This window comes from Lysinibacillus sp. OL1 (genome assembly GCF_004332175.1).
Classification (GTDB): Bacteria; Bacillota; Bacilli; order Bacillales_A; family Planococcaceae; genus Lysinibacillus; species Lysinibacillus capsici.
This window is the reverse complement of the sequence record NZ_SJDS01000003.1, coordinates 103,537-126,767: the sequence shown is the minus strand read 5'-3', so window position 1 is coordinate 126,767 and position 23,231 is coordinate 103,537. Positions and strand designations below refer to the sequence as shown.

Sequence of the window (23,231 nt, the reverse complement as noted above, 5' to 3'; positions counted from 1 at the left end):
ATTGGTTTTTAATTTCTATCCGTCACTTTTCCATTTCTTTCCGCCAATTAAAGCACTTCATCAAAAAAAGCCTACTCTTCTAAAGAGTAGACTTTTCTAACATACCTTTCGAGGCGGCTACTAATGCTTCCACCATTGCCAAATCTCCTTGATGCAATGCCATCACAATGGCACTACCGACAATTACACCATCTCCCAAAGCCCCCATCTTTTTCACTTGCTCAGGTGTTGAAATACCAAAGCCTGCAAGCACAGGGATTGGACTTGCTTGACGTAAGCTGGCAAAATGCTGTTCTAAATTATCGGCAAAACGTGATCTTGCTCCTGTGATCCCATTAACGGTCACTGCATAAACAAAGCCCTGACTAGCTGCTGCGATGCGTGCTATACGCTCTGGAGGGCTTGTCAATGAGATAAGCTGTACCACATCAATGCCATATGGATTTAATGCATCACGTAACAACTCGCTCTCTTCCAAAGGGACATCTGGTACAATTAACCCCTTAACTCCTCCAGCTACACAGGCTTGCGCAAAAGACTTTAAGCCATATGCTAATACTGGATTGAAATAAGTCATGACTACGAGAGGCACTGTTATTTCATCTTTAAATGACGCGAGTGTTTGCAACACGTTTCTTAATGTCACACCAGCTATGAGAGCACGTTCTCCTGCTCGTTCGATCGTTGGACCATCAGCAACAGGATCTGTAAAAGGAATTCCTACTTCAATAGCTGTTACCTCTAATTGCTGCAGTTTTAAGATAATTGGCTTAATGGTCTCTAGCCCTCCGTCACCTGCCATGATATATGGTATAAAAGCCTTATGACCTGCAGCATTTGCCTGTTCGATCGCTTGCTGTAAAGTTGTCATTTAACATCCCCTCCTAGTGCTGCTCGAACTGTGTGAACATCTTTATCTCCTCGACCAGATAAGCACACAACAATGATCTGATCTTTTGCCATGGTCTTTGCAATTTTTGCCGTATAAGCAATGGCATGCGAACTTTCAAGTGCAGGCAGTATCCCTTCTGTTCGGCTTAATAATTGTAGTGCCTCCAGTGCTTCAGCATCTGTGATGGAATCAAATTGAGCTCGACCAATATCATGTAAATAACAATGCTCTGGTCCTTTCCCTGGATAATCTAACCCAGCTGAAATAGAATGTGCTTCTTGGACAAAGCCGTTTTCATCCTGTAATAAATACATGTAGGCGCCATGTAATACACCTAATTGTCCACCTGCGATGGCCGCAGCATGCTTCCCAGTTTCAAGACCACTTCCTGCTGCTTCAACACCGTATAAGGCAACTGATTCATCATCAACGAATGGGTGAAACATACCGATTGCATTACTGCCACCTCCAATACAGGCAACAACTGCATCAGGTAAACGCCCCTCTTTTTGCATGATTTGCCTTCTAGTTTCTACCCCAATGACACGCTGAAAGTCCCGAACAATTTTCGGAAATGGATGAGGACCTAAGGCAGAGCCTAAAATATAGTGGGTATCCTCAACATTTGTTACCCAGTAACGTAGGGCAGCGTTCACAGCATCCTTTAATGTTTTAGAACCACTTTCCACCGATTGAACCTTTGTGCCAAGCAACTCCATACGAAAGACATTTAACTGCTGACGTTTTATATCTTCTGCTCCCATAAAAACAACACATTCTAGATTTAATAATGCACATGCAGTAGCTGTTGCCACACCATGCTGCCCAGCTCCTGTTTCAGCTACGATTTTCTTTTTACCCATGCGTTTGGCTAGAAGTGCTTGCCCAATCGCATTATTAATTTTATGTGCACCTGTATGGTTTAAATCTTCACGCTTTAAATAAATCTTTGCTCCATCTAGCGCCTTCGTTAAATTTTCTGCGTAATAGAGCGGTGTTTCACGGCCAACATAGTCTTCTAAATAATAGGACAGCTCCTCTGTAAATGCAGGGTCTAGTAATGCTTGCTCATAAGCAGCTTCTAATTCAAGCAAGGCTGTCATTAATGTTTCGGGCACAAACCGACCACCAAATTGTCCAAAACGCCCTTCTTTTGTCGGTACACTATTTGCTATTGATATTCCCATCATCTGCTCCCCCTCTTTACTGCCTGTAAAAAAGCTTGTATTTTGCTAGAATCCTTGCTTCCATCTGTTTCTACACCACTCGAAACATCCACCATAAAAGGCCCTACATCTGTAATAGCCGCTTCAATATTGTCTACATTGAGACCACCCGCTAATAGTAATTTTTCTTTGGGAATCCCTACTTGCTCAAGGAGTGTCCAATCAAAAGTGTGACCACTCCCGCCTTTAAACTCTGTACCAGGCGCGTCAAATAAATAATAATCTACCTGATAGCTAGCAGCCGCTTGAACATCCTCTTTTTCTCGTATCGATAATGCCTTTATGGCGGGATAACCTTGCTCCTGAATAAATGCTGGCGTTTCCTCCCCATGATATTGCACATAATCTAAGGGCACTCGCTCTACTGCTTCCTTTAATTCGGCTGACGTTGGATTCACAAAGACACCTATTTTTAAAACACCTTGTGGTACATGCTTCGCTAACTGTTGGGCTTGCTCAATGGATACACGGCGTTTACTCGGTGCAAAAACAAACCCTATAGCATCTGCACCAGCATGAACAGCTGTTTTGACATGTTCTTGCTCCTGTAGACCACAAATTTTGACCTTTGTCATACCGATGCCCCCTCTTTACTTACTTGCAAATCTCGTAGTGCTTGCCCCGCATCTCCACTCCTCATCAAAGCTTCACCTACCAGGACACCACTAGCCCCCATCGAGGCTACTAGCTTCGCATCGTCCTGCGTCCATATACCGCTCTCACTAATTAATACTCGATTCTCATCAAATGGAAACACATTAGCAATTTCTCTGGTACGCTCTAGGCTTACTTCAAAGGTACGTAAATCACGATTATTAACGCCAATTAACTTTGCATCTACCGCAAGAGCGCGTTCAAGCTCTTCACAATCGTGTACTTCCACTAAAACCTCTAGGCCTAAGCCCGTTGCATAGCTATATAAATCTATTAAGGCATCGTCTGTTAAGGCTGCCACAATTAATAAAATAATGGATGCACCTGCCGCCTTGGCAAATCGAATCTGCACTCGATCAATCATAAAATCCTTACAAAGAAGTGGGGTATCTACAGCAGCAGCAACTGCTGCTAAATCTTCAAAGGAGCCTTTAAAAAATTCCTTGTCTGTTAAGACCGAAATAGCTGCTGCTCCTGCTAGTGCATAGACTTTTGCTTGAGCAACTGGGTCTGCTCCGCCAGCTATTAACCCTTTGGAAGGGGAAGCACGCTTCATTTCCGCGATGACTTGCAGTGTATGGGCTTGACACAATGATTCAATGAACGAGCGACGTGGCGTTTCTGTAAAGTTTGCTAAAGGATCTGGCTGCTCTAATAAAGCACCTACCTCAATCTTTTTTTGCAGTAATATTTTATTGAGTATATTCATTACCCTACCTCCACTTCTTTAATTTGCATGCTATATGTTACAACCGCCTCTAATTTTTGTTGTGCTCTCCCGCTAAAAATACTTTCCTTTGCCATAGCTACACCCTCTTTGATGGTTTCCGCTTGACCATAGCCAAATAAGCCGATGCCAGCATTTAATACGACTGTATCTAAATAAGGACTCCGTTCCCCAGCCAATATTTTTTGCATAATCACCGCATTTTCATCTGCATTGCCACCACGGATGGCCTCTAAAGGGGCCATTTGAAGACCGACATCTTCTGCGGTTAGGGAAAAGGGAATTAGATCTCCTTTATCTACTAAAACCAATGTATTTTGACCTGCTAATGAAGCCTCGTCTAAGCCTTGTGGTCCTGAGACGACAATGGCCCGCTCACGTCCAAGCATTTGTAAGACTGAGGCATATTCCATGACAAAATTCGGTCGATTAATGCCTGTAAATTGTGTGGATAATGGGACCGGATTTGTTAAAGGACCAACAAGATTAAAGATTGTCGGTTTTCCTAATGAACGGCGAACTTCACCAATTCTCTTTAATTTCGGATGAACATTCGGTGCATAAATAAAAGCGATTCCCTCTCGCTCTAGCAAATGGGCTGTTTGTGGGATGGAAATAGCTGTATGAATACCTAGTGCCTCTAGCACATCTGAGCTACCAGAGGAGGAAGAGATTTTACGGTTCCCATGCTTGGCAATTTTGACACCTGCCCCAGCTAACACGAAAGCAGAAGCTGTACTGATATTAAAAGTATGAAGACCATCTCCACCTGTACCGCAATTATCCATATAGCCACCTTCTTTTACGGCTATATCAAGAGCAAAAGATCGCATAATAGTTGCTAATGCGGCTACTTCATGTGCAGTTTCTCCCTTCGCAGCTAAAGCTGTTAAAAAGCTTGCTATTTCTTCTTTAGGAGTATCATCCTGAAATAACCATTGCGCTGCCTGTAGCATTTCTTCGTACATGAGATGTGTTCCCTGCAGTACTTTCCTTTGTAATCGTTCCATTAGTTTTGCCCCCCATTGTTCACCAGTAACTGTAAAAATGCCAGTTCTTCCTCTTGCACTTGATGTAAAACGTTTTGCACATTTGTATATTTGGTAACAGTTATTGTTGCTTGCAAATGCATGGTATCCTGTTTAACTACAATAGATTGACCTGTTAAGGCAAAATCCAAATGACCATTAAATCCAATAAAGCCGAGAGCACCAAAATAACCAGCTGCATACGGAAGCTCCGTTGCTGAAAGTGGGGATATGGTTGCTGCTAAAACATCCAGGGCATGAAGCATTGGTAAAAGCTTTCCTTCCACCATAGTCGTCATGTGCAGTGCCTTTTTGGACCGCTGGATACGCATAGCCTCCATGACCTGAACAGAATCTCGGAAACAAACCGACTGTAATTCTTGCTGAATAGCCCTAACAAGAAGTGCATGTGATTGCCTAATGCTTTCATGGTTGTATAATTTACGTTCATTTTCTAGTTCTTCATTTTTTGTTTCCCCTCGCGGATATGTTCCCTCTGTAGGAGTCGCAATAACGCTTTCACCTTTTACTCGGATTAGACTTTCAGGAGAAGTACCTAACACAACATGATCCTCAAATTCAATATAATACATATAGGCTGCAGGCTTTTTTTTACGTAGCTGTCGATACAAAGCCAACGTATCACCTTGAAAATTGGCTACATTGTGGTTCGGCAAAACTACCCTTGTTATGTCATCATGTAAGTTGGCTTGCATTGTCTGTAAAACCGTTGCAAATGATTCGTTTGTTGTAGTATCAAGCGGTTGATAACGATAAGATGCTTCGTTACTGATATGCCCGTTTACTATTTGTTGAGCCAATTCTTCCAAATCAGGTTCCTGCTTTTCTGCATCTATATTTGTATGAATCAATGTCACTTCATCTGTTTGATGATCGAAGACAATAATCGTTTCATAGACATGAAAATAAGCATCAGGCAGTTCTATTTTTTTATCTACGAACATCGTTGTACCGCCAAAGCCTATATATCCAACGGCACCACCTGAAAATGGAAATTTCGTCGTATTGGAAATACGTGGCATGAGGCGTTTAAGAAGAACAAAAAGTTCCCCTTGATGCACGTATGTTTTTCCTGTTTTATAGGAAAACTCTTGGATTTCTTGGCCCACACCTTTATATGTTTTTCGTGGATTAGCACCAATGAAGGAAAATCTTCCAGCTCCTTCGTGTTGGGCAGAACTTTCCAATAAAAATTTATGTTTTCCCTGTAAACGCCTAAAAATCAAAATAGGTGTTAAAGAATCGCCATTGATCGTTTTCATTTTTGTTCTTGAACTCGTTATTTGCATAGCTTTTTTGCTCCTTTTTCAAAGATTCCTTTAGCTAATGTCTAGACGAATGCTGAATGAAAATAAAAAAGCCCTCTGCAAAAAGGATTATTCCTAATTGCAGAGGACGATTATGACCGCGTTGCCACCTCATATTAGAGCATATGCTCTCACTTTTGTGCTTTACATCATGGCTATGGTAAACCATACCTTGAAAGCACCCCTATAACGTGGGGAATCACGTTCGCTTTTTTATAAGCGACTCTCATAAGTCCATTCACATAAGCTGTAAATCAGTTTACACCAGCCACTGACTCTCTTTATTACACACTTAGGCTACTACTCTTATTCAACAATTTCTCAGCTATTCTCATCTAAACTCAGCTCATCTGTTCTGTGGCTGACCTCGCTCCCGAGATCTTCTACCTTGACCGAACAAAAAGTTAGCCTTAATTCTATGCCAATCCAATCCTATTGTCAATCAATTCTGACGAAAAAAGTTGAAATTCCTATTTTATCAGAGGAATCAAAAGTAGGTATATTATCCTTCTATAAAAACTTATTGGAGAATAAGATTTCCTACGATTGAAAATTCCTTGACTATTGACCATGTAAATATATCAAGTTATAGTAATTTCAGTACATCAATTTTTTCCATATAATAAAAGAAAGTAGGAAGTTTATGTCCGTTCGCAAAAAATTAAATATAGGATTCATTTCCTTAACATGTTTACTTTTTATCTCAAGCATCGTATCATTTATTCAATTTAAAACAACTCAGAATGATTTAGAAGAAGTATTAAAGCATCGGATGGTGCAAATCCAATTAACAGATAAAATCCAACAACAACTTGCTTCTCAAGGTTTATTTTTACGCGCCTATATTTTAAATAAGAAGGACGAAACAGCTAAGGCCAATTTAGATCGCTATGAAAAGTTGTTACCTGAAACAGTTCATGAACTTTCTACTATTGTTCGATCAGATTATACAAAAAATATTATGCAGCAAATCACGGAATTGCAAAAAGAGTTACTGTCAAATTCACAGAAAGCTTTACAAGCGTTTAATAGTGGCAACACGGATCTAGCACTCTCAATCATCAATAATGATGTTACAAAATACAATAAGGACATTTTTAAGTTAACAACTGAATTATTAGCTTATCACGATGAACAGCTTCAAAATGTTGACCAATCTGTTAATCAAACCGTTTCACGCGCTATTATCATTGCTATTAGCCTTCTCCTTGCAAGTATTATTATTGGTTTATATTTTATGCATATGGTCAAAGCCTCCATTGTCGTGCCCCTACGCAAGGTTATTGGAGCAGCAGATACATTAGCACAAGGTGATTTAACAATTGCTGAGCTTGACCATCAATCCAAAGATGAGATCGGTACACTTGCCAATGCAGTCAATACATTAAAACAAAATCTAGCTGGTTTAATGACTAACATTCAAGATCGTGCATCCCATTTATCGGCTGTTTCAGAAGAGCTTTCTGCTAGCACTGAAGAAGTAACTGCAACGTCCGATAATATTGCTCAACGAATTCAAAATAATGTAACACATATCACTTCTTCTGCTAGTGCCTCTCAGCAAAGTGCTGTGGCAATGGATGAAACTGCATCAGGTGTCCAACGCATTGCAGAGGCGACTCAAAGTCTTCATCACAATGCAGAAAATCTGACTCAGCTTGCCCATACAGGTGGTGCAACGATTGCAACAGCAAAAGAACAGATGAATATGATCGCACTAGCAACTTCTGATATTGCAACATTAACGCAAAAACTAAGTAAGCAATCAGAAGAAATTGGGCAAATTACAACAGTGATTACAGCAATTTCAGAACAAACAAATTTACTGGCACTAAATGCAGCTATTGAAGCAGCAAGAGCAGGAGAACATGGGAAAGGCTTTGCAGTCGTAGCGGATGAGGTACGAAAGCTTGCTGAGGAATCGACTCAATCTGCCAATCAAATCGTTGCTATTACAAAAGAAATTCTAACCGATACACAAAATGTAGCAGCATCAGTAGATAATGGTTTAGCTTCTGTAAAGGACGGTGTAGCCAAAATTCATGAGGCTGGAGATGCTTTCTATTCCATCACCTCTGCTGTTGCTGCATTCACAGAGCAAATTGAAGAAATTTCTGCCACATCAGAAGAAATCTCTGCTAGTGCAGAGCAGGTTGCAGCTTCTGTCACGGAAATTGCCAATGTTTCTAACGAATCAGCAACGAATTCTCATATGATTGCAGAATCTGTTGACGAGCAAGTTGCGACCATGCAGCAGGTAAATACTGTCGCAGAAGAATTAAGTGAAAATGCGCAACAGCTACAAGGCTTAATCCAGCAATTTAAATTGTAAAACTATATGAAAATTCTGCTGCTTTTTATAAAAGGCAGCAGTTTTTTTGCATGAAAAAAGCAGAGAATAGAAAACCATATGTTTTCCATTCTCTGCTCATTATATTATACAGTAGGCTCGTCTGTACCCCATTGTTTCTTCTCTTTTTTACGTAGCTTCCCATCTGATTTTTTCATTTCACGAATTTTTAATGAATACCAGATTTGAGCTGCGATACAGATTGAAGAATACATACCTGTAATCAAACCAATCAATAACGCGATAGAGAAGTTTTGAATAGATGGTGCACCAAAAATTAATAGGGCTACAACAACGATAATTACAGTTAATACTGTATTAACCGAACGACCCATTGTTTGGCGTAGCGATTTATTCACAATATTCGCCAATACTTCACGGTCATTAATGGTATCATAACGATCTAAGTTTTCCCGCATACGGTCAAAGGTAACGATCGTATCGTTGATGGAATACCCAACAATTGTTAATACAGCCGCAATAAACGTAATATCTACTTCTAAACGCATGAAGCTAAAGACGGCAACAATTAAGAATACATCATGCAATAATGAAACAATTGCACCAATACCCATGCGCCATTCAAAGCGAATTGCTACATAAATGATAATCCCTATTGCTGCAAGAGATAAAGCCTTAATCGCATTTTTTACAAGTTCCTTACCAACTGTAGGCGATACAGTACTTACAGCTGGTTCATGACCATATTTTTCGCCAGCTTCTTTTTTAAATTCTAAAATTTCTGCTTGTGTAAGGTCATCTTTATAGCGAATGACTGCTGTATTACTTTTCTCACCAGAGAGTATGATATCTTCTGATGAAAAATCAATGCTATCTAGATATTTGGACACTTCTTCTTTTGTTAATGTTTGATTCGATTCAATTTGGACACGAGTACCGCTTGAGAAATCGATACCTAGGTTAAGGCGGAAGATGCCAAGAACCACTAAACCAGCCACTAAAATGGCTAATGAGAACGTATAGAATTTCTTACGGTTGTGAACAAAGTCAAATCGATCGAATTTCGTTGATAAATCTAATGTACCAATATTTTCATCTAGACTATGCTGTTTAGATTTTGCAATACCAAACCATGCAGGACTGTTGAAATAGCCACTGTTTACAAGTAGTCCTAATAGGACACGTGAGCCCCAAACTGCTGTTAAGAAGCTCAATAAAATACTAATAATTAATGTTGTAGCAAATCCTTTAACAGAGCTTGTTCCCCATTGGAACAATACTGCTGCAGCTAATAAAGTTGTCAACTGCGCATCGACAATGGCTGATAAAGATTGTTTAGAACCAATTTGGAAGGCTTGTTTAGCGGAATAACCCACTCGTAGCTCTTCACGTATACGTTCTGCCGCTAAAATATTGGCATCTACTGCCATCCCTATACCCAGGACAATGGCCGCAATACCTGGGAGTGTTAATACCGCATTAATCCAGTCAAAGACCACTAATACTAGGAATGTAAACACAACCAGTGTAATGATGGAAATAAAGCCTGGTAAACGATAGTAGAATAGCATAAATAAGAAAATAACTACTACGCCGACAATACCAGCAAAAATAGTGCTTTTCAGTGCTGCATCACCAAATTGAGCACCAACAGAAGTTGAATAAATTTCATCTAGCTTTACAGGCAATGCCCCAGCATTTAAAATATCTGCTAAATTTTTTGTTTCTTCAACAGAGAAATTACCGCTAATCATAACATCAGTTGTATTTAATGTTTGACTAACTGTTGCTGCAGATGCATAGCGAGGCTTTGCTTTTTGTGATTCCGCTTTATAGGAATCGACACCCTCTTCAAAGTCTAACCATACAACCAGTAAATTTTGACCTGCGGGTTTTGCTGCAATTTTACTTGTTATATCAGCAAATTTTTTCGCATCTTTTAAAGTTAAGGATACAATCGGACGATTTTGTTGGTCAAAGGAGCCTTTAGCACCGTTAGCTTTCAAATCGTCTCCATCTAATAATAAATTATCATCAACATCACGGAATGTTAAATTCGCAGAAGTAGACAATAACTTACGTGCCGATTCCTGATCTTCAACACCAGCTAATTGCACACGAATACGATTTTTGTCCTCAACCTGAATACTCGGTTCACTAACCCCCATCGTATTTACACGTTCACCAAGTGCAGTGGATGTTGCTGTGACAATTTCTGGTGTAATTTTTTGTCCTTCTTTTAATTCATTTACCTCGTAAAGCACTTCAAACCCGCCCTGTAAGTCAAGACCAAGCTTGATGTCCTTTAAGACGCCGGTTACAGTCGTACTAATACCTGCTGCCAATAGCACGATAATCAGTAGGAATGCAACTATACGACTTTTTAGTTTCATCAATAAATCCTCCTCGAATTGGTGTAAGGGCTGTCCTTACACGCCAAACAAGTAACTAGCAATACCTTTTGAAACGTTTAATCCTCCTTTTCATCTAGAATCGTGTTACCTGTGCTTCAAAAAGGTTGCTATACTTATTTCAATCGTTCATAACGCGCAAGTTTATCTTAGTATTATTAGGTACTAGCCTTCTAAATGTCAATAAAAGCATAGAAGACTTATGTAAGTAAGAACTTATTCAAAATAAAAAAAGCGCAACACACTTATTATGAAACAGGTTGCGCTTGGTGTCAATTCAACACGTATAGGATTCTTTGAATTATTGTAAAATTTGACACATCATTGATTACGTTCTGACTGGACCAAGCAGTAATTGTAACTCTTCTGTATTGACTTCTCCAAACCAATTATTACTTTGTAAAAACTCTACTTGATTAAATGAGACGATATCAGATGGTGATACCGAAAAAATGGTAGAAATGACTTCATGTATACGCAGTTGATCAACTTTCTTTTTACGCCATTTTTTTTCAATACAGTAGCGCCAGAGTTCTTCAGCTGTAATAGCATTATATTGATAATGCTGAAACTCTGCTATCTTACTATCAATTGCCGGACGAATCTTTTCAAATAGTTGCTCATATTGCATACTCATTTTGAATCATCTCCAATCAAAGTCGTAACGTAAGACATGCTTGCATACAAATAGTGTAAATGAATTTTTGCGGCTTGAGAAGGGACGGATGGCATGAGTTCTTTTGTACGAGGTACATTATTTTTAATGTTTGTGATTTTTTTATCTAAACTTTTTGGCTTCTTTTATAGAATGCAATTTATGCGGATTGCTGGTGAAGAGGCTGTCGGTATTTATATGACCGTCTATCCAGCGTTTATTTTCTTCATCTCACTCATTCAACTAGGACTACCTATCGCTGTGGCTAAAATAGTGGCTGAATTACTAGCAAAAAATAAACGTGAGAACATCTTTGGTGTCATGCGTACAGCCATTCTTTGGTCATTCATTGGCATGATCATTTTTATGCCACTCGTTGCACTAACAATACCATATATTTCAACAACTCTATTACATAATGAACAGACAACATTTACACTATGGATTGCACTCTTTGCTGTACCAGTATCAGTTGGATCTGGCTTATTACGTGCCTATTTACAAGGTGTTGCTAAGATAACACCGACAGCATGGGCACAAATGATCGAACAAATTGTACGTATTAGTTTCATTACATTAATGCTACCCTATGTGGCTAATTACAATAATGCTGCTGTCACGGCTGCGGCCGCAATGGGCATTACACTGCTAGCTGAAGTTGTAGCCTTCTTGTATTTATGGCTACACTATATCGTGTCCAAAAAGAAATTACTGACACGAAAAACTAAAATTGAAGGGTATCCTGCATCACCAATGTTGCGTATTGCCCTTCCCTCTGCAGGCAGTAAACTTTTTGGTTCTTTCACTTGGTTTTTAGAGCCGATTATCTTTTTAAAAGCTTTAACTGTGGCCGGTTTAACCGCTTCTGCTGCCACTATTTTATATGGTGTCATCTCAGGTGTTTTGGTGCCATTACTGTTATTTCCCGCCTTTGTATCAACAGCCTTATCGATTGTGCTCATTCCAGCTGTTAGTGATGCCGTCGCTCGTCAGCACACCCCTCTATTACAGGAACGAATATCGGTGTCCCTAAGATTGTCTTCGCTAGTGGGGTGCTTTGCTGCTACGTATTTCTTTGTGCATGGAGATGAATTGGCGATGAAGCTTTTTCATTTAGAAGAAAATCGCGGGTACGTTAAAATTTTAGCTCCTATTTTTTATTTTTATTATATTCAAAGCCCTCTACACTCCATCTTACAGGCAATTGGTGAGGCAAGAGCTGCCATGATGAACTCCATCTATGGTGGACTAGGTAAACTTTTCGTGATGTTTGTACTTGCCTCTCAACCAGGAATCCAGGAAAAAGGAGCCGTTGTAGCTATTGGCTTTGGTGTATTACTAACGTCATTCTTGCATATTGCAACAGTTAGACAACGTAAAAACCTGCGTGCTGGCTTCAGAATGTTTGTCGTGCCTTATAGTTGTTTTATTGCTGTTTGCGTCGCTCAGTATTTCCTTATTCCAATACTATCACTACCATTTATTTTAAGTAGTGGTGTGACATTATTTTTGCTATTTACCTTTTTATTATTTACCAATCAGTTGCGTATTACAGATTTCCGTTACATTAAAAAATTAGCAAAGAAAGTCTAGGATTCCTTTAATTGGATATGCAGCTTATTGTCTTCCCAAATACAAAAAAATACTGTTTCACTGTCAGTAATATTATTATTTGCTAGCTCACCCATTAGCCAATCCACATCTTTATGCATGGTAAATAAATGTCTCTCTTGAATATCACCGTCGATAATCAATGGATACACAAAGGCTTTTTCATCTTTTTTATAGACAGAAAGATTGCCTGAAGGCTCTAAATACGCAAAGGCTACATCTGTCACAGATGCAATTCCGTTTTCTCGTAATTGCTGACATAAATCATCTAAATTATAGCGGTGTTTTCTCATCTCACTCTCTAAAATAACACCGTCTTTTACTAATAAAGCAGGATCACCATCCACTAGGTCACGTATTTTTTTGAACTTTAATGACAAAAAGGCACTTAATATTTGAATAAAGAGCAAAATAATGATCGGTAGTATGGCATTAAAGAGAGGATTTTTATAATCGTCTAGCGCAAAGGCTGCTACTTCTGCAATTAATACAAATACGACCAAATCGATGACTGATAATTCACCTACTTCTCGTTTACCCATTAAACGGAAAACGATGATGATAAACACATACAAAAAGCAAGTTCTAAAAATAATATGGTAATATTCTTCCATATAAACACCCCCATACTATCAAGGTGACCTTACTTATTGTTTTTTATACAGTTTTCAAGGAATAGTCCGTACTTGTTCGTACACACTAACATAGAGCTTATATGCTTATTACAATAAACATGCAAACAAGGTGAGGACATGACAAAAAAAATAATTGTTTTCGTTTTTGTTTATATCCTTTTTCTTATTAGACCTTATCCTATTTATGGGTATCAGGAACAGGAAATACCTATTCTTATGTACCATCATTTAGAGGACAATATAAACAATACTACAGTTATTTCACCCAAAAGCTTCGAAAATCAAATGAAATTACTTAAAATGGAAGGCTATCAGGCCATTTCTGCTCAGCAATTATATGATTACTTAAACGACCAAGCGCCGTTACCTCAAAAGCCTGTGTTAATTACTTTTGACGATGGGTATTTTAGTAATTATGAAAAAGCTTACCCGATATTGAAAAAATATGATATGCATGCAGAAATCTTTGTGATTGCAAGCCGAATCCTAGAGATGAATGGGAACAATCACTATCCAAATGAAACAGCAAAGATGAGTTGGGATCAATTAAAGGAAATGAAGGATTATATTACAATCCAGAGTCATACTTGGGACTTACATTATAAATTACCTTCAAAAAACGGTAAACTAAATGGCGCAGTATTTGGTCCTAGTATTGTAAATGGGCAACTAGAGAGTCAGGTTGAATATGAGGAAAGGGTAAGAAATGATTTTATTCATTCAAGAAAAATAATCAAAGAAAAGTTAGGATATGAACCAATAGCAATAAGCTATCCTTATGGGATTTATTCACCCTCCACCATCCAATTAGCCAAGGAAGCTGGCTTTAAGATGGCCTTTGTCATACAAAATAAACATGTGAAAAAAGGCGATTCCCTATTTACGTTAAGCAGAATAACGATTAATGGCAATGATATTGGTGAGGCATTTATTCATAAATTAAAAACTACAACGGCAAAAAACATTTAAACATAGCCATCCAATATTAGATAAAAAAGACTTACAATATAGCTATCGCCTATTGTAAGCCTTTTCTTCTTTGTTACTGATTGTCATTGACAATTCGTCCAATTGCTTGACGGTCAAATTTCACTCGTACATTATCAGCAATTTTTAATGTTACTGCTGTGTCTTCAATTGCATCAATAACACCGTGTAAACCACCAATTGTAATGACTTTATCTCCACGTTGCAAACTACTTTGCATATTTTGTGTTTCCTGCTGTCTTTTTTTAGCTGGACGGATTAAGATAAACCACATTGCAACGAACATTAATAATATTGGTGCTAATCCTAATAATTGATCCATAATAGCATCTTGCCCCCTTTCCAAATCTCACTTTTTTAGTATAGACTATTCCACCATTAAAAAGCGATGGACAAGCCCAAAAATTTTCTCAATTACTAATATTTTTTCTATGATTGACAATATTTTGCTAGAAATATTCACTTTTTACAAAGTTTTGAATGATTTGCAAAACTATTGCTATTGATGATGGACATTAGGAAATGCCTAATGTCCTTTTTAATTTAGCGCATGTAATGATCCTATTCGTCTAGTTTAAAAGTTTTTTGCATCTGGCCCATTAAAGCCGTATTTTTCAAAGAACTCTTCACGGAAATCACCAAGACGATCTTGACGAATTGCCTCACGTACTTGCTCCATCAATTTTAATAGGAAGTGTAAATTATGATAGGATGTTAAACGAATACCGAACGTTTCTTCCGTGCGAATAAGGTGACGAACATAGGCACGAGAATAATTTTTACATGTATAGCAGTCACAGTTCGGATCAATCGGTCCAAAGTCACGTGCATATTTTGCATTTTTCACTACTAGACGTCCTTCTGATGTCATCAGTGTTCCATTACGTGCAATACGTGTTGGCAGTACACAGTCAAACATATCAATACCACGAATTGCCCCATCAATTAAAGAATCGGGTGAACCCACACCCATTAAATAACGAGGTTTATTTTCAGGCATCATTGGCGTAGTAAATTCTAAAACGCGGTTCATCACATCTTTCGGTTCTCCAACGGATAATCCACCAATTGCATAGCCTGGGAAATCTAGTTCTACTAACGCTTCTGCTGAGCGGCGGCGTAAATCTTCGTACTCTCCACCTTGAATAATGCCAAATAAACCTTGCTCCTCTGGACGCTGATGTGCTTCCTTACAGCGTTTTGCCCAACGAGTTGTTCGATCAACTGATTTCAGCATATAGTCATGTGTCGCAGGATACGGTGGACATTCATCAAAGGCCATCATAATATCTGAGCCTAAATCATTTTGAATTTCCATTGCCTTTTCTGGGCTCAAAAATAACTTATCTCCATTGAGGTGATTACGGAAATGAACTCCTTCCTCCTCAATTTTCCGGAATTGACTAAGTGAAAATACTTGGAAACCACCTGAATCCGTTAAAATTGGACGATCCCAGTTCATAAATTTATGAAGTCCGCCTGCTTCTTTGACAATATCATTACCTGGACGAAGCCATAAATGGTACGTATTGGACAGAATAATACCGGCATTCATCTCTTTTAATTCTTCTGGTGACATGGTCTTCACCGTTGCTTGTGTGCCAACAGGCATAAATGCTGGTGTTTCAAAGGAGCCGTGTGGTGTATGGACGATGCCAAGACGTGCTCCTGTTTGTTTACATGTATGAAGTAGTTCATATCGAATTGCTGGTTGTGTCATAAAATAAATAATCCTTTCTTATCTGAAGTAAAAACAGTACTCCGATTTTATCCACTATTATTTTTTGGGACGTATAAACATTGCATCACCAAAACTAAAGAAGCGATATCTTTCTTCTACAGCTTGCTGATAAGCACTTAAAATGGTCTCACGAGTAGCTAGCGTACTAACAAGCATGACTAGTGTTGATTTTGGTAAATGGAAGTTTGTGATTAACCCATCCACCACCGTAAAATTGTAGCCTGGATAGATGAAAATAGACGTCCAACCTTGTTCTGCTCGCACTTCTCCCTCATATTTAGAACCAATTGTCTCTAATGTACGAGTAGAGGTTGTCCCAACAGCTACTACCTTGCCACCGTTACGCTTTACGCGATTAATTGTATCTGCTGCTTGTTCTGTAACACTATAGAATTCCGCATGCATTTCATGGTTCTCAATCGAGTCTACACTAACGGGACGGAAAGTGCCAAGACCGACATGCAGCGTAATAAAGACAACCTCTACGCCTTTAGCCTTCACTTGAGCTAATAGCGCCTCTGTAAAATGCAGCCCAGCTGTAGGCGCTGCGGCAGAACCACGCTCTTTGGCATAAACGGTTTGATAACGATCCTTATCCTCTAGTTTTTCACGAATATAGGGAGGTAATGGCATTTCACCAAGTTGCTCTAATATTTCATAAAAAATACCATCATACTGAAATTCAAATGTACGTCCGCCATGTTCAAGCTCACCTGTACATGTAGCTGTTAATAAACCGTCACCAAATGTGATGACTGTTCCTACCTTTACACGCTTTGCTGGTTTTACAAGTGTTTCCCACTCATCTGTACCAGCCATTTGCTTCAGTAGCAATACTTCTATATGTGCACCTGTTTCTTCTTTTACACCCATTAAACGAGCAGGTAAAACTCTTGTATCATTTAGTACAAGACAGTCTCCAGCATGTAGCTCGTCTAATACATGGGCAAAATGGTGGTGCTCCACTTTATTTGAGCCCGGTGTCACGACCATTAATCGACTGGCTGTACGATCCACTAATGGTGTTTGGGCAATAAGTTCCTCTGGTAATTCAAAATCAAAATCTTCTACACGCATGAAAATAACTTCCTTCTTTATGTTTGTTGGGGATACTCATATCCAAAATGTTCGTAGGCTAAATGTGTGGCTACTCTTCCTCTCGGGGTACGTTGAATAAGGCCAATTTGCATCAAATAAGGCTCGTATACATCTTCTATCGTAACCCGTTCCTCACCAATTGATGCAGCAAGAGTATCTAAGCCTACTGGTCCTCCTCGGAATCGCTCAATCATATTGGTTACAAGTTTATGGTCAATATGATCAAGCCCTCTAGGATCTACTTGTAACAGCTCTAATGCTCGCTGTGCAAGACCCTCCGTTATCATACCATCTCCAAGCACTTGTGCATAATCTCGCACTCGTTTCAATAAACGATTGGCAATTCGAGGTGTTCCACGTGAGCGTCTCGCCATTTCCATTGCTGCTACTTGCTCTATTTCTACCTCAAATAAATGTGCACTTCTCACAACAATTTCTGCAAGCGATCGGTCATCATAATATTCTAGGCGCAGCAACACACCAAAGCGATCTCTTAGAGGAGCTGATAAAGCACCCGCTCTTGTTGTTGCACCTACAAGGGTAAAGGGAGGTAAATCAAGTCGTACAGAACGTGCTTCAGGACCTTTTCCTACCACAATATCTAAGCAGAAGTCTTCCATTGCTGGATATAATACTTCTTCAATAGCACGGGGCAGTCGATGAATTTCATCAATAAATAAAACGTCTCCAGGCTCTAGTGAACTTAAAATAGCTGCCAAATCTCCTGGACGCTCAATCGCAGGGCCACTTGTCATGCGTACGTTAACATTCATCTCATTTGCGATAACAGCCGCTAAGGTCGTTTTACCAAGTCCTGGAGGTCCATATAACAACACATGATCTAAACTTTCTTGGCGAAGCTTTGCTGCTTCAATGAATATTTGTAAGTTTTCCTTTACTTTATGTTGCCCAATATACTGTGCTAATTTTTGAGGACGTAAAGATAACTCAAACTGCTCATCATAGCTACCTGCTTCACTTGCCATCATACGTTCAGACATGCACCCTTCCTCCTTTCCTTATTTTAATTTTAGCAGTAGTTGCAATGCTTGTTTCATAAAGGCATCTGTCGTTTCAAGTTTATCGTTATCCTCTAGCTGTGGTTTAATTTTTTCTAGCTCTTTTTCAGAATAGCCAAGAGCCATTAAGGCAAGTAAGGCTTCTTCTAATTCGTGTTTATAAGCATGTACACCAAACAAAGGTAATTCATCTTCTGCACTAGGTAATTCAAGTGTATCTAATAATGAACCAAGTTTACCCTTCAAGTCGAGGATCATTTGACGTGCTGTTTTTTTACCAACTCCAGGGAATTTCACTAAAAACGCTTCGTCCTCTCGTTCAATTGCGCTAATAACCTGTTGTGGATTACCTGTAGCTAAAATCGCTAAAGCGCCCTTTGGTCCTATTCCTGACACTAAAATAAGCTTACGGAATAACTCACGCTGATCTAGGTTAGGGAAGCCATATAAAACTTGCGCATCCTCTCGCACATGCATATGAACATATATCTGTTGCTCAAGGGCAGATGTTCGAAAAGCAAATGGATTAGGCGTATTAAGTTGCCACCCAATCCCCTGTTGTTCCAACACAATAAATTCAGGTGTAATACGAGTAATTTGTCCTTTTAAATAATCATACATCTATAATCCCTCACAATCATCGTCTTCGATTATAGCATATAGCGAACGAATGCTCGACAAAAAGTAGCCTCTAAACTCCGTTCGCAGACAAAAATGACCGCCAATTGACGGTCATTTCTTGACAAATCTATCAATATCGTACCACAGTTTTGGCCAGTAGGTGAGGGCTCGTTTTGTAAATGGTACTAAATAATCTAAAAATACTAGCTGTTGCTCTAGTGGCAAATCTATAGCAAACAGCCATTCTCGTAATAACTCATTCGGGTATTTCAAGCGATGAAGCTTTCTTTTATCCAGTCGTTTCAGCTCAGGTAACTCTGCAAAAATCTTTCCAAGATCATAATCTACAGCAGGTAACACACGATGTAACCATAAAATATACTCATCATCCGCTTCACCAAGGTGCGCTAAATCAAAATCAATTAAACGTAATTGTCCATCGGAGCACCATAAAAAATTATGATGAACTACATCCCCATGCAATAGCGTAATCTCTTTTTCAGGTGCATCTTCCAATGCAATCAATTGTAATGACTTATCACTATAATGCAATATTTGATCAATTTCTTCTTTCGTTAAAAATGTTCGAAACTCATTTCTTCTACTTTTAAAACGCATATGACGCATTTGCCATTTTAAAAGCTGTGAGTAGGTATGCAAGCCTGGTACGCGCTGCCACGCAATCTTTGTATGTGTGTCATGTAAAGCGATTAATAGTCTAAGAGATTCCTTACGATCTTTTTTATGCGCAAAGTTAGCACCGTGGCTTCCTTCTTGCCACATTTGCACAATTAACTGCTCATCATCGCTCTGAACTAATGGTAGGATCAAAGAAGGTTCCATACGTCCTAATTGGCGATGAATGGTTCTTACCTTCTCCGCAATTTCCACTTGCTTTGCACGTTTGACAAAATAATTTTTCGATCGATATTTATATTTCCAAATATTTGGCTTTACTTCTTCTACAATATACGCTTTTTCACCATCGATAAGGCGTCATCCCGCCTGGGAAATAATGCGGAGACATCCAAGGACCTGCTGCTGATGGGCATGGTGGTGGACATTGTGTCGGACATGGTGGTGGCGGGCAATGGCAAGGGTCCATTTGCCAATTTGGCATCATCATTGGTTGTGTGCCACAGCCACAAGATTGACCCATGTTCATATCAGGCATCATCATTGGTTGTGTGCTACAACCACAGGATTGCCCCATATTCATATCGGGCATCATATCCATTTGTGGCTTTTGGTGATCTTGCGTATGGAAGAATGGTGATGTGGACTCTAAAAAGTCTTCCATTCCACCTACTTTATGATCTGGCATGTCATAGGACATTGGCTGCTGTGGCATCGTATAATGCTCGACCTGCGGCTGCATTGGCATCGGCCACCACATCTGATGATAGATTGGCTGATGGCAACTTGAACAATGAGGTACAGCAGGCATTTGTGGCATGATATGCATTGGTGGATGTGGTGCTGGTTGTGGCATTGGCATTGGCTTTGGTTTAGCTACTGGCGGTGGTGGCGGTGTAGGTGCTGGCGGTGGTGGTGGCTGTATTTGTACAGGTGGTGTTGTAACATTTTGCTCCATTTGTGGCATCACCAATTGCTGGTGCCAATTCATTTCCACAGGCTGCGGTACCCACATCGGCTGTTGTGGCATCTGCATTGGCATTGGCATCGGTATTGGTATCGGTATCATTTGTGGTTCTGGCATTGGCATAGGAGCTGGTGGTGGCGGTACAATTGGCGGTGGTGGTGGCATTGGTCGCTGTACCTCTTTTTTAGGACTTTCCTTTGGTGTCTCCTTATGCACTTGTGTTTCCTTTTTCGGCATTTCTTTATGTGAATCTCTATGCGGCTCTTTGTTTATTTTTTCAGGCAATATAATTTCCATGCCTGGTACAATATAATCTGGGTTGGCAAGATGGACATTGAGCCGCTTCAAATCTTCAAACGAAATGCCGTACTCTTTCGCAATCTTCCACAATGTATCTCCCTTTTGAACAATATGAATACGCAATTTTTTCCTCCCTTCCTCTCTACGTATCATATGTTCAATGTTTCATTTGGATACAAAAATTTCAGCAAGTTAGAAAAGCTTCATGGTACACTAATTCATAAGGAACGCTGATTCCTTTATTACGAGCAGGGGTGATCTCTTATGAAAAAAATGTTAGGCGAAGAACGCCGACTGCAACTATTAGCGCAATTAAAAAAAAATAAAGCACCTATAACTGGGACAGACTTAGCAAAGTTCGCCAATGTTTCTAGACAAGTAATCGTCAATGATATGACTTTATTAAAGGCAAGAAATGAGCCCATTATTGCCACAAGCCAAGGTTATCTTTATATGCATCAAGAACAAATACAGCAAACCGTTGAACGAACATTCCCTTGCTTGCATACATCAGAGCAGACGGAAGATGAATTAATGACGATTGTAGACTGTGGCGGAACCGTCAAAAATGTCATTGTCGAACATCCAATATATGGTGAACTGACAGCCTCTATCATGGTATCCAACCGCCATGAGGTGAAACAATTTATCGAACGTGTGAATGCAACACAGGCCAACTATTTATCTGCTCTCACTGGCGGCATCCATCTACATGTCATCACAGCACCTTCTGTTGAAGTTTTAACATTAATTGAGGGAGCTTTACAAAAAAAGGGCTACTTAGTGTCAGATCAATGAATAGTAAAAGCACCGTCTGAAAAATTGATTTCAAACGGTGCTTTCTGTTTTTTAATGCTGGTATTGTTTCGTTAAGCGCGGGCTTCTGTCCGCAGCTATTGTTCCCTTAAAGGCGAGTATTTCCCTATCAGGAAAGAAATCTTTGACGTTGAGCAGGCGTAGGCAATAAGCATTCACTTTTTTTTCCAAACAAACGATAGCGTTGCTTTGCAAATAATCGATATAATGCATTGCGAATAAATGGTGGTACAAGAATGAAGGCGTAGAAACAAGGCCACAATCCATCAAATTTACGGCAAATGTTTAACGCAGCGGTAGATTCAACAGACACTTTCCCTTGTTCAATTAGAATTACACTATCTATATTCTTTGGTATATGATATTGAGTGAGAAGCGATTGACCAGCCTCGCTTTGCAGCGATGCAAATTGAAAATAGCCAGCTTGATCATGTTTGATGATAAATTGAACAGTGCTATCACAAAAATTACAGACACCATCGAATAAAATAATCCCACCCATCTTCTTTCCTCCTCCTTCACATTACTATGCTTCGTCTGATGTTACATAAGTAAAATAGGTACCCAGTGACTTTACTTTGCAGCCTAGCGCAGCTAATTCTTCCATTGCCCCACGCATCATCGGTTCCTTTTCATCTGCTAATACATCAATCATAAAGAAATAATCACCTAATCCAGTTTTTAATGGACGTGATTCGATTTTACTTAAATTTAGCTGACGCCATGCAAAAACAGAAAGCACCTGATGTAATGCACCTGAACGATCTGTTGGTAAGGTAATCATAAATGTTGTTTTTGCTTGCCCATCTGATAGCTCTTGTGGCAATCGTTTATTTTGCTTAGACAGTACAAAGAATCGTGTATGATTAAAATGAAAATCATGGATATTCTGCTCCACTATTTCAAGACCATATTTTTCCGCTGCGGCTGCATTTCCGACTGCCGCTATACACTCTTGTGGATTCTCTGATACATATTTTGCTGCTGCTGCAGTTGAAGTTGTTTGATGTAATGGTACATGACTAAAACGATAAAATAAATATTTATGACATTGAGCTAGTGCATGCGGATGAGAATAAACACCTTCGATTGACTGCCAATCATCCTTCTGCGCTTTATTGACCATTAAATGCTGCTGAATTTTCAGCAATAACTCTCCAGTCACATAAAGTGTTGCCTCATGGAATAAGTAATCTAATGTTAATGATACAGAGCCCTCTAGCGCATTTTCTAGCGGCACGACAGCTAAATCTACCTTTCCCTCTGCAACAGCCTCTATACATTCTGGAATCGTGGCACACGGTACGAGCCACTCATTTGGAAAAGTAGCCTTTGTTGCTAAGTATGTAAATGATGCTTCTGGTCCTAGATAGGCGATTCGATTTTCCCATTGTTGTTTTGTCATTGCAAATACCTCCTTTATGGCACAATAAGGAGCAGTCCCACGTGATGAATAACGCTTGGGACAGCTCCTTATTTGAGCTTTGTTATCGTATCTTTACCCATTGGGGTTATTCAACACGATGTTTGTCATTTTGTCAAAAATTAAAGGATTGAACACTCTCTGT

At 39.4% G+C, this 23,231-nt stretch carries 22 protein-coding genes and 1 other annotated feature; of the genes, 4 read left to right on the top strand and 18 right to left on the bottom strand.

From position 1 onward, the window contains the following. Positions 1-79: 79 nt before the first annotated feature. The 6 genes from trpA to EW028_RS07770 are packed head-to-tail and all read right to left on the bottom strand — an operon-like array spanning position 80 to position 5,837. Positions 80-871 carry a tryptophan synthase subunit alpha gene (trpA, locus tag EW028_RS07795; RefSeq protein WP_131520503.1) on the bottom strand — a complete coding sequence of 264 codons (792 nt, stop codon included), beginning with the start codon at positions 869-871 and terminating at the stop codon, positions 80-82. Further along, positions 868-2,079, bottom strand: a complete 1,212-nt coding sequence (gene trpB, locus EW028_RS07790; protein ID WP_131520502.1) for a tryptophan synthase subunit beta — start codon at positions 2,077-2,079, stop codon at positions 868-870. The genes trpA and trpB overlap by 4 nt, the downstream gene beginning before the upstream one ends. Beyond that, entirely contained in the window at positions 2,079-2,693 is a 615-nt protein-coding gene (locus EW028_RS07785; RefSeq protein ID WP_131520501.1) for a phosphoribosylanthranilate isomerase, read from the bottom strand. The genes trpB and EW028_RS07785 overlap by 1 nt, the downstream gene beginning before the upstream one ends. Continuing rightward, positions 2,690-3,481: an indole-3-glycerol phosphate synthase TrpC gene (gene trpC / locus EW028_RS07780; protein ID WP_131520500.1), complete on the bottom strand. Its 792-nt coding sequence runs from the start codon at positions 3,479-3,481 to the stop codon at positions 2,690-2,692. The genes EW028_RS07785 and trpC overlap by 4 nt, the downstream gene beginning before the upstream one ends. After that, the gene (gene trpD / locus EW028_RS07775; RefSeq protein WP_131520499.1) at positions 3,481-4,509 is read right to left on the bottom strand and encodes an anthranilate phosphoribosyltransferase; all 1,029 of its coding nucleotides are present in this window, start codon (positions 4,507-4,509) and stop codon (positions 3,481-3,483) included. The genes trpC and trpD overlap by 1 nt, the downstream gene beginning before the upstream one ends. Further along, the gene (locus EW028_RS07770; RefSeq protein WP_131520498.1) at positions 4,509-5,837 is read right to left on the bottom strand and encodes a chorismate-binding protein; all 1,329 of its coding nucleotides are present in this window, start codon (positions 5,835-5,837) and stop codon (positions 4,509-4,511) included. Before EW028_RS07770 ends, trpD begins: the two co-directional genes overlap by 1 nt. A gap of 99 nt (positions 5,838-5,936) precedes the next feature. Further along, positions 5,937-6,178 (bottom strand) — a binding site (T-box leader). Between the two features lie 320 nt (positions 6,179-6,498). On the opposite strand from EW028_RS07770, the gene EW028_RS07765 reads away from it, so the two are divergent. Beyond that, on the top strand, positions 6,499-8,187 hold the full coding sequence (locus tag EW028_RS07765) for a methyl-accepting chemotaxis protein (RefSeq protein WP_131520497.1): 1,689 nt from the start codon (positions 6,499-6,501) through the stop codon (positions 8,185-8,187). A 104-nt stretch (positions 8,188-8,291) separates the two neighbouring features. Here EW028_RS07765 and secDF read toward each other — a convergent pair whose 3' ends face one another. Together secDF and EW028_RS07755 are read right to left on the bottom strand one after the other, a co-directional pair. Continuing rightward, positions 8,292-10,559, bottom strand: coding sequence for a protein translocase subunit SecDF (secDF, locus tag EW028_RS07760; RefSeq protein WP_131520496.1), 2,268 nt, complete (start codon positions 10,557-10,559; stop codon positions 8,292-8,294). Positions 10,560-10,905: 346 nt separating this feature from the next. Further along, positions 10,906-11,214: a post-transcriptional regulator gene (locus tag EW028_RS07755; protein WP_131520495.1), complete on the bottom strand. Its 309-nt coding sequence runs from the start codon at positions 11,212-11,214 to the stop codon at positions 10,906-10,908. Between the two features lie 93 nt (positions 11,215-11,307). Here EW028_RS07755 and EW028_RS07750 point away from each other — a divergent pair, with 93 nt between their 5' ends. After that, positions 11,308-12,825: a putative polysaccharide biosynthesis protein gene (locus EW028_RS07750; protein WP_048395180.1), complete on the top strand. Its 1,518-nt coding sequence runs from the start codon at positions 11,308-11,310 to the stop codon at positions 12,823-12,825. Here EW028_RS07750 and EW028_RS07745 read toward each other — a convergent pair. Further along, a complete protein-coding gene (locus tag EW028_RS07745) occupies positions 12,822-13,457 on the bottom strand; it encodes a DUF421 domain-containing protein (RefSeq protein WP_131520494.1) in 636 nt (211 codons plus the stop codon). The genes EW028_RS07750 and EW028_RS07745 overlap by 4 nt on opposite strands. Positions 13,458-13,595: 138 nt before the next feature. Between EW028_RS07745 and EW028_RS07740 the strand changes: the two genes are divergently transcribed. Beyond that, complete coding sequence (locus EW028_RS07740; RefSeq protein ID WP_131520493.1) at positions 13,596-14,447, top strand: polysaccharide deacetylase family protein; 852 nt, start codon at positions 13,596-13,598, stop codon at positions 14,445-14,447. Positions 14,448-14,520: 73 nt separating this feature from the next. Here the strand turns inward: EW028_RS07740 and yajC are convergent, their stop codons facing one another. The 7 genes from yajC to EW028_RS25975 form a co-directional block, all read right to left on the bottom strand. Next, the gene (gene yajC / locus EW028_RS07735; protein ID WP_004226696.1) at positions 14,521-14,787 is read right to left on the bottom strand and encodes a preprotein translocase subunit YajC; all 267 of its coding nucleotides are present in this window, start codon (positions 14,785-14,787) and stop codon (positions 14,521-14,523) included. A 252-nt stretch (positions 14,788-15,039) separates the two neighbouring features. Beyond that, complete coding sequence (gene tgt, locus EW028_RS07730) at positions 15,040-16,185, bottom strand: tRNA guanosine(34) transglycosylase Tgt (RefSeq protein ID WP_016991901.1); 1,146 nt, start codon at positions 16,183-16,185, stop codon at positions 15,040-15,042. Between the two features lie 57 nt (positions 16,186-16,242). Next, a complete protein-coding gene (gene queA, locus EW028_RS07725) occupies positions 16,243-17,283 on the bottom strand; it encodes a tRNA preQ1(34) S-adenosylmethionine ribosyltransferase-isomerase QueA (RefSeq protein WP_131520492.1) in 1,041 nt (346 codons plus the stop codon). A 17-nt stretch (positions 17,284-17,300) separates the two neighbouring features. Next, positions 17,301-18,305 (bottom strand): Holliday junction branch migration DNA helicase RuvB, encoded by a 1,005-nt coding sequence (gene ruvB, locus EW028_RS07720; protein WP_131520491.1) that lies wholly within the window; start codon positions 18,303-18,305, stop codon positions 17,301-17,303. Positions 18,306-18,323: 18 nt separating this feature from the next. After that, a complete protein-coding gene (ruvA, locus tag EW028_RS07715) occupies positions 18,324-18,944 on the bottom strand; it encodes a Holliday junction branch migration protein RuvA (RefSeq protein ID WP_131520490.1) in 621 nt (206 codons plus the stop codon). 111 nt (positions 18,945-19,055) lie between these two features. Beyond that, complete coding sequence (locus EW028_RS07710; RefSeq protein WP_131520489.1) at positions 19,056-19,889, bottom strand: phosphotransferase; 834 nt, start codon at positions 19,887-19,889, stop codon at positions 19,056-19,058. Between the two features lie 34 nt (positions 19,890-19,923). Further along, the gene (locus tag EW028_RS25975; protein WP_131520488.1) at positions 19,924-20,970 is read right to left on the bottom strand and encodes a LysM peptidoglycan-binding domain-containing protein; all 1,047 of its coding nucleotides are present in this window, start codon (positions 20,968-20,970) and stop codon (positions 19,924-19,926) included. Positions 20,971-21,111: 141 nt separating this feature from the next. Here EW028_RS25975 and EW028_RS07700 point away from each other — a divergent pair, with 141 nt between their 5' ends. Beyond that, the gene (locus EW028_RS07700; protein ID WP_131520487.1) at positions 21,112-21,645 is read left to right on the top strand and encodes a transcription repressor NadR; all 534 of its coding nucleotides are present in this window, start codon (positions 21,112-21,114) and stop codon (positions 21,643-21,645) included. Positions 21,646-21,772: 127 nt separating this feature from the next. On the opposite strand, the gene EW028_RS07695 is transcribed toward EW028_RS07700, so the two are convergent. Continuing rightward, positions 21,773-22,165, bottom strand: coding sequence for a thiol-disulfide oxidoreductase DCC family protein (locus EW028_RS07695; protein ID WP_048395166.1), 393 nt, complete (start codon positions 22,163-22,165; stop codon positions 21,773-21,775). A gap of 24 nt (positions 22,166-22,189) precedes the next feature. Then, complete coding sequence (gene pheA / locus EW028_RS07690) at positions 22,190-23,068, bottom strand: prephenate dehydratase (protein ID WP_048395164.1); 879 nt, start codon at positions 23,066-23,068, stop codon at positions 22,190-22,192. Between the last annotated feature and the right edge of the window lie 163 nt (positions 23,069-23,231).

Bases quoted from the DNA above. Each gene is read 5' to 3' on its own strand.
- EW028_RS07745 (WP_131520494.1), bottom strand. From the start codon at position 13,457: ATGGAAGAATATTACCATATTATTTTTAGAACTTGCTTTTTGTATGTG.
- trpC (WP_131520500.1), bottom strand. From the start codon at position 3,481: ATGAATATACTCAATAAAATATTACTGCAAAAAAAGATTGAGGTAGGT.
- ruvA (WP_131520490.1), bottom strand. From the start codon at position 18,944: ATGTATGATTATTTAAAAGGACAAATTACTCGTATTACACCTGAATTT.
- pheA (WP_048395164.1), bottom strand. From the start codon at position 23,068: ATGACAAAACAACAATGGGAAAATCGAATCGCCTATCTAGGACCAGAA.
- EW028_RS07740 (WP_131520493.1), top strand. From the start codon at position 13,596: ATGACAAAAAAAATAATTGTTTTCGTTTTTGTTTATATCCTTTTTCTT.
- EW028_RS07695 (WP_048395166.1), bottom strand. From the start codon at position 22,165: ATGGGTGGGATTATTTTATTCGATGGTGTCTGTAATTTTTGTGATAGC.
- EW028_RS07755 (WP_131520495.1), bottom strand. From the start codon at position 11,214: ATGAGTATGCAATATGAGCAACTATTTGAAAAGATTCGTCCGGCAATT.
- EW028_RS07770 (WP_131520498.1), bottom strand. From the start codon at position 5,837: ATGCAAATAACGAGTTCAAGAACAAAAATGAAAACGATCAATGGCGAT.
- yajC (WP_004226696.1), bottom strand. From the start codon at position 14,787: ATGGATCAATTATTAGGATTAGCACCAATATTATTAATGTTCGTTGCA.
- EW028_RS07750 (WP_048395180.1), top strand. From the start codon at position 11,308: ATGAGTTCTTTTGTACGAGGTACATTATTTTTAATGTTTGTGATTTTT.
- EW028_RS07785 (WP_131520501.1), bottom strand. From the start codon at position 2,693: ATGACAAAGGTCAAAATTTGTGGTCTACAGGAGCAAGAACATGTCAAA.
- trpB (WP_131520502.1), bottom strand. From the start codon at position 2,079: ATGGGAATATCAATAGCAAATAGTGTACCGACAAAAGAAGGGCGTTTT.
- EW028_RS07700 (WP_131520487.1), top strand. From the start codon at position 21,112: ATGAAAAAAATGTTAGGCGAAGAACGCCGACTGCAACTATTAGCGCAA.
- ruvB (WP_131520491.1), bottom strand. From the start codon at position 18,305: ATGTCTGAACGTATGATGGCAAGTGAAGCAGGTAGCTATGATGAGCAG.
- tgt (WP_016991901.1), bottom strand. From the start codon at position 16,185: ATGACACAACCAGCAATTCGATATGAACTACTTCATACATGTAAACAA.
- EW028_RS07765 (WP_131520497.1), top strand. From the start codon at position 6,499: ATGTCCGTTCGCAAAAAATTAAATATAGGATTCATTTCCTTAACATGT.
- trpD (WP_131520499.1), bottom strand. From the start codon at position 4,509: ATGGAACGATTACAAAGGAAAGTACTGCAGGGAACACATCTCATGTAC.
- trpA (WP_131520503.1), bottom strand. From the start codon at position 871: ATGACAACTTTACAGCAAGCGATCGAACAGGCAAATGCTGCAGGTCAT.
- secDF (WP_131520496.1), bottom strand. From the start codon at position 10,559: ATGAAACTAAAAAGTCGTATAGTTGCATTCCTACTGATTATCGTGCTA.
- queA (WP_131520492.1), bottom strand. From the start codon at position 17,283: ATGCGTGTAGAAGATTTTGATTTTGAATTACCAGAGGAACTTATTGCC.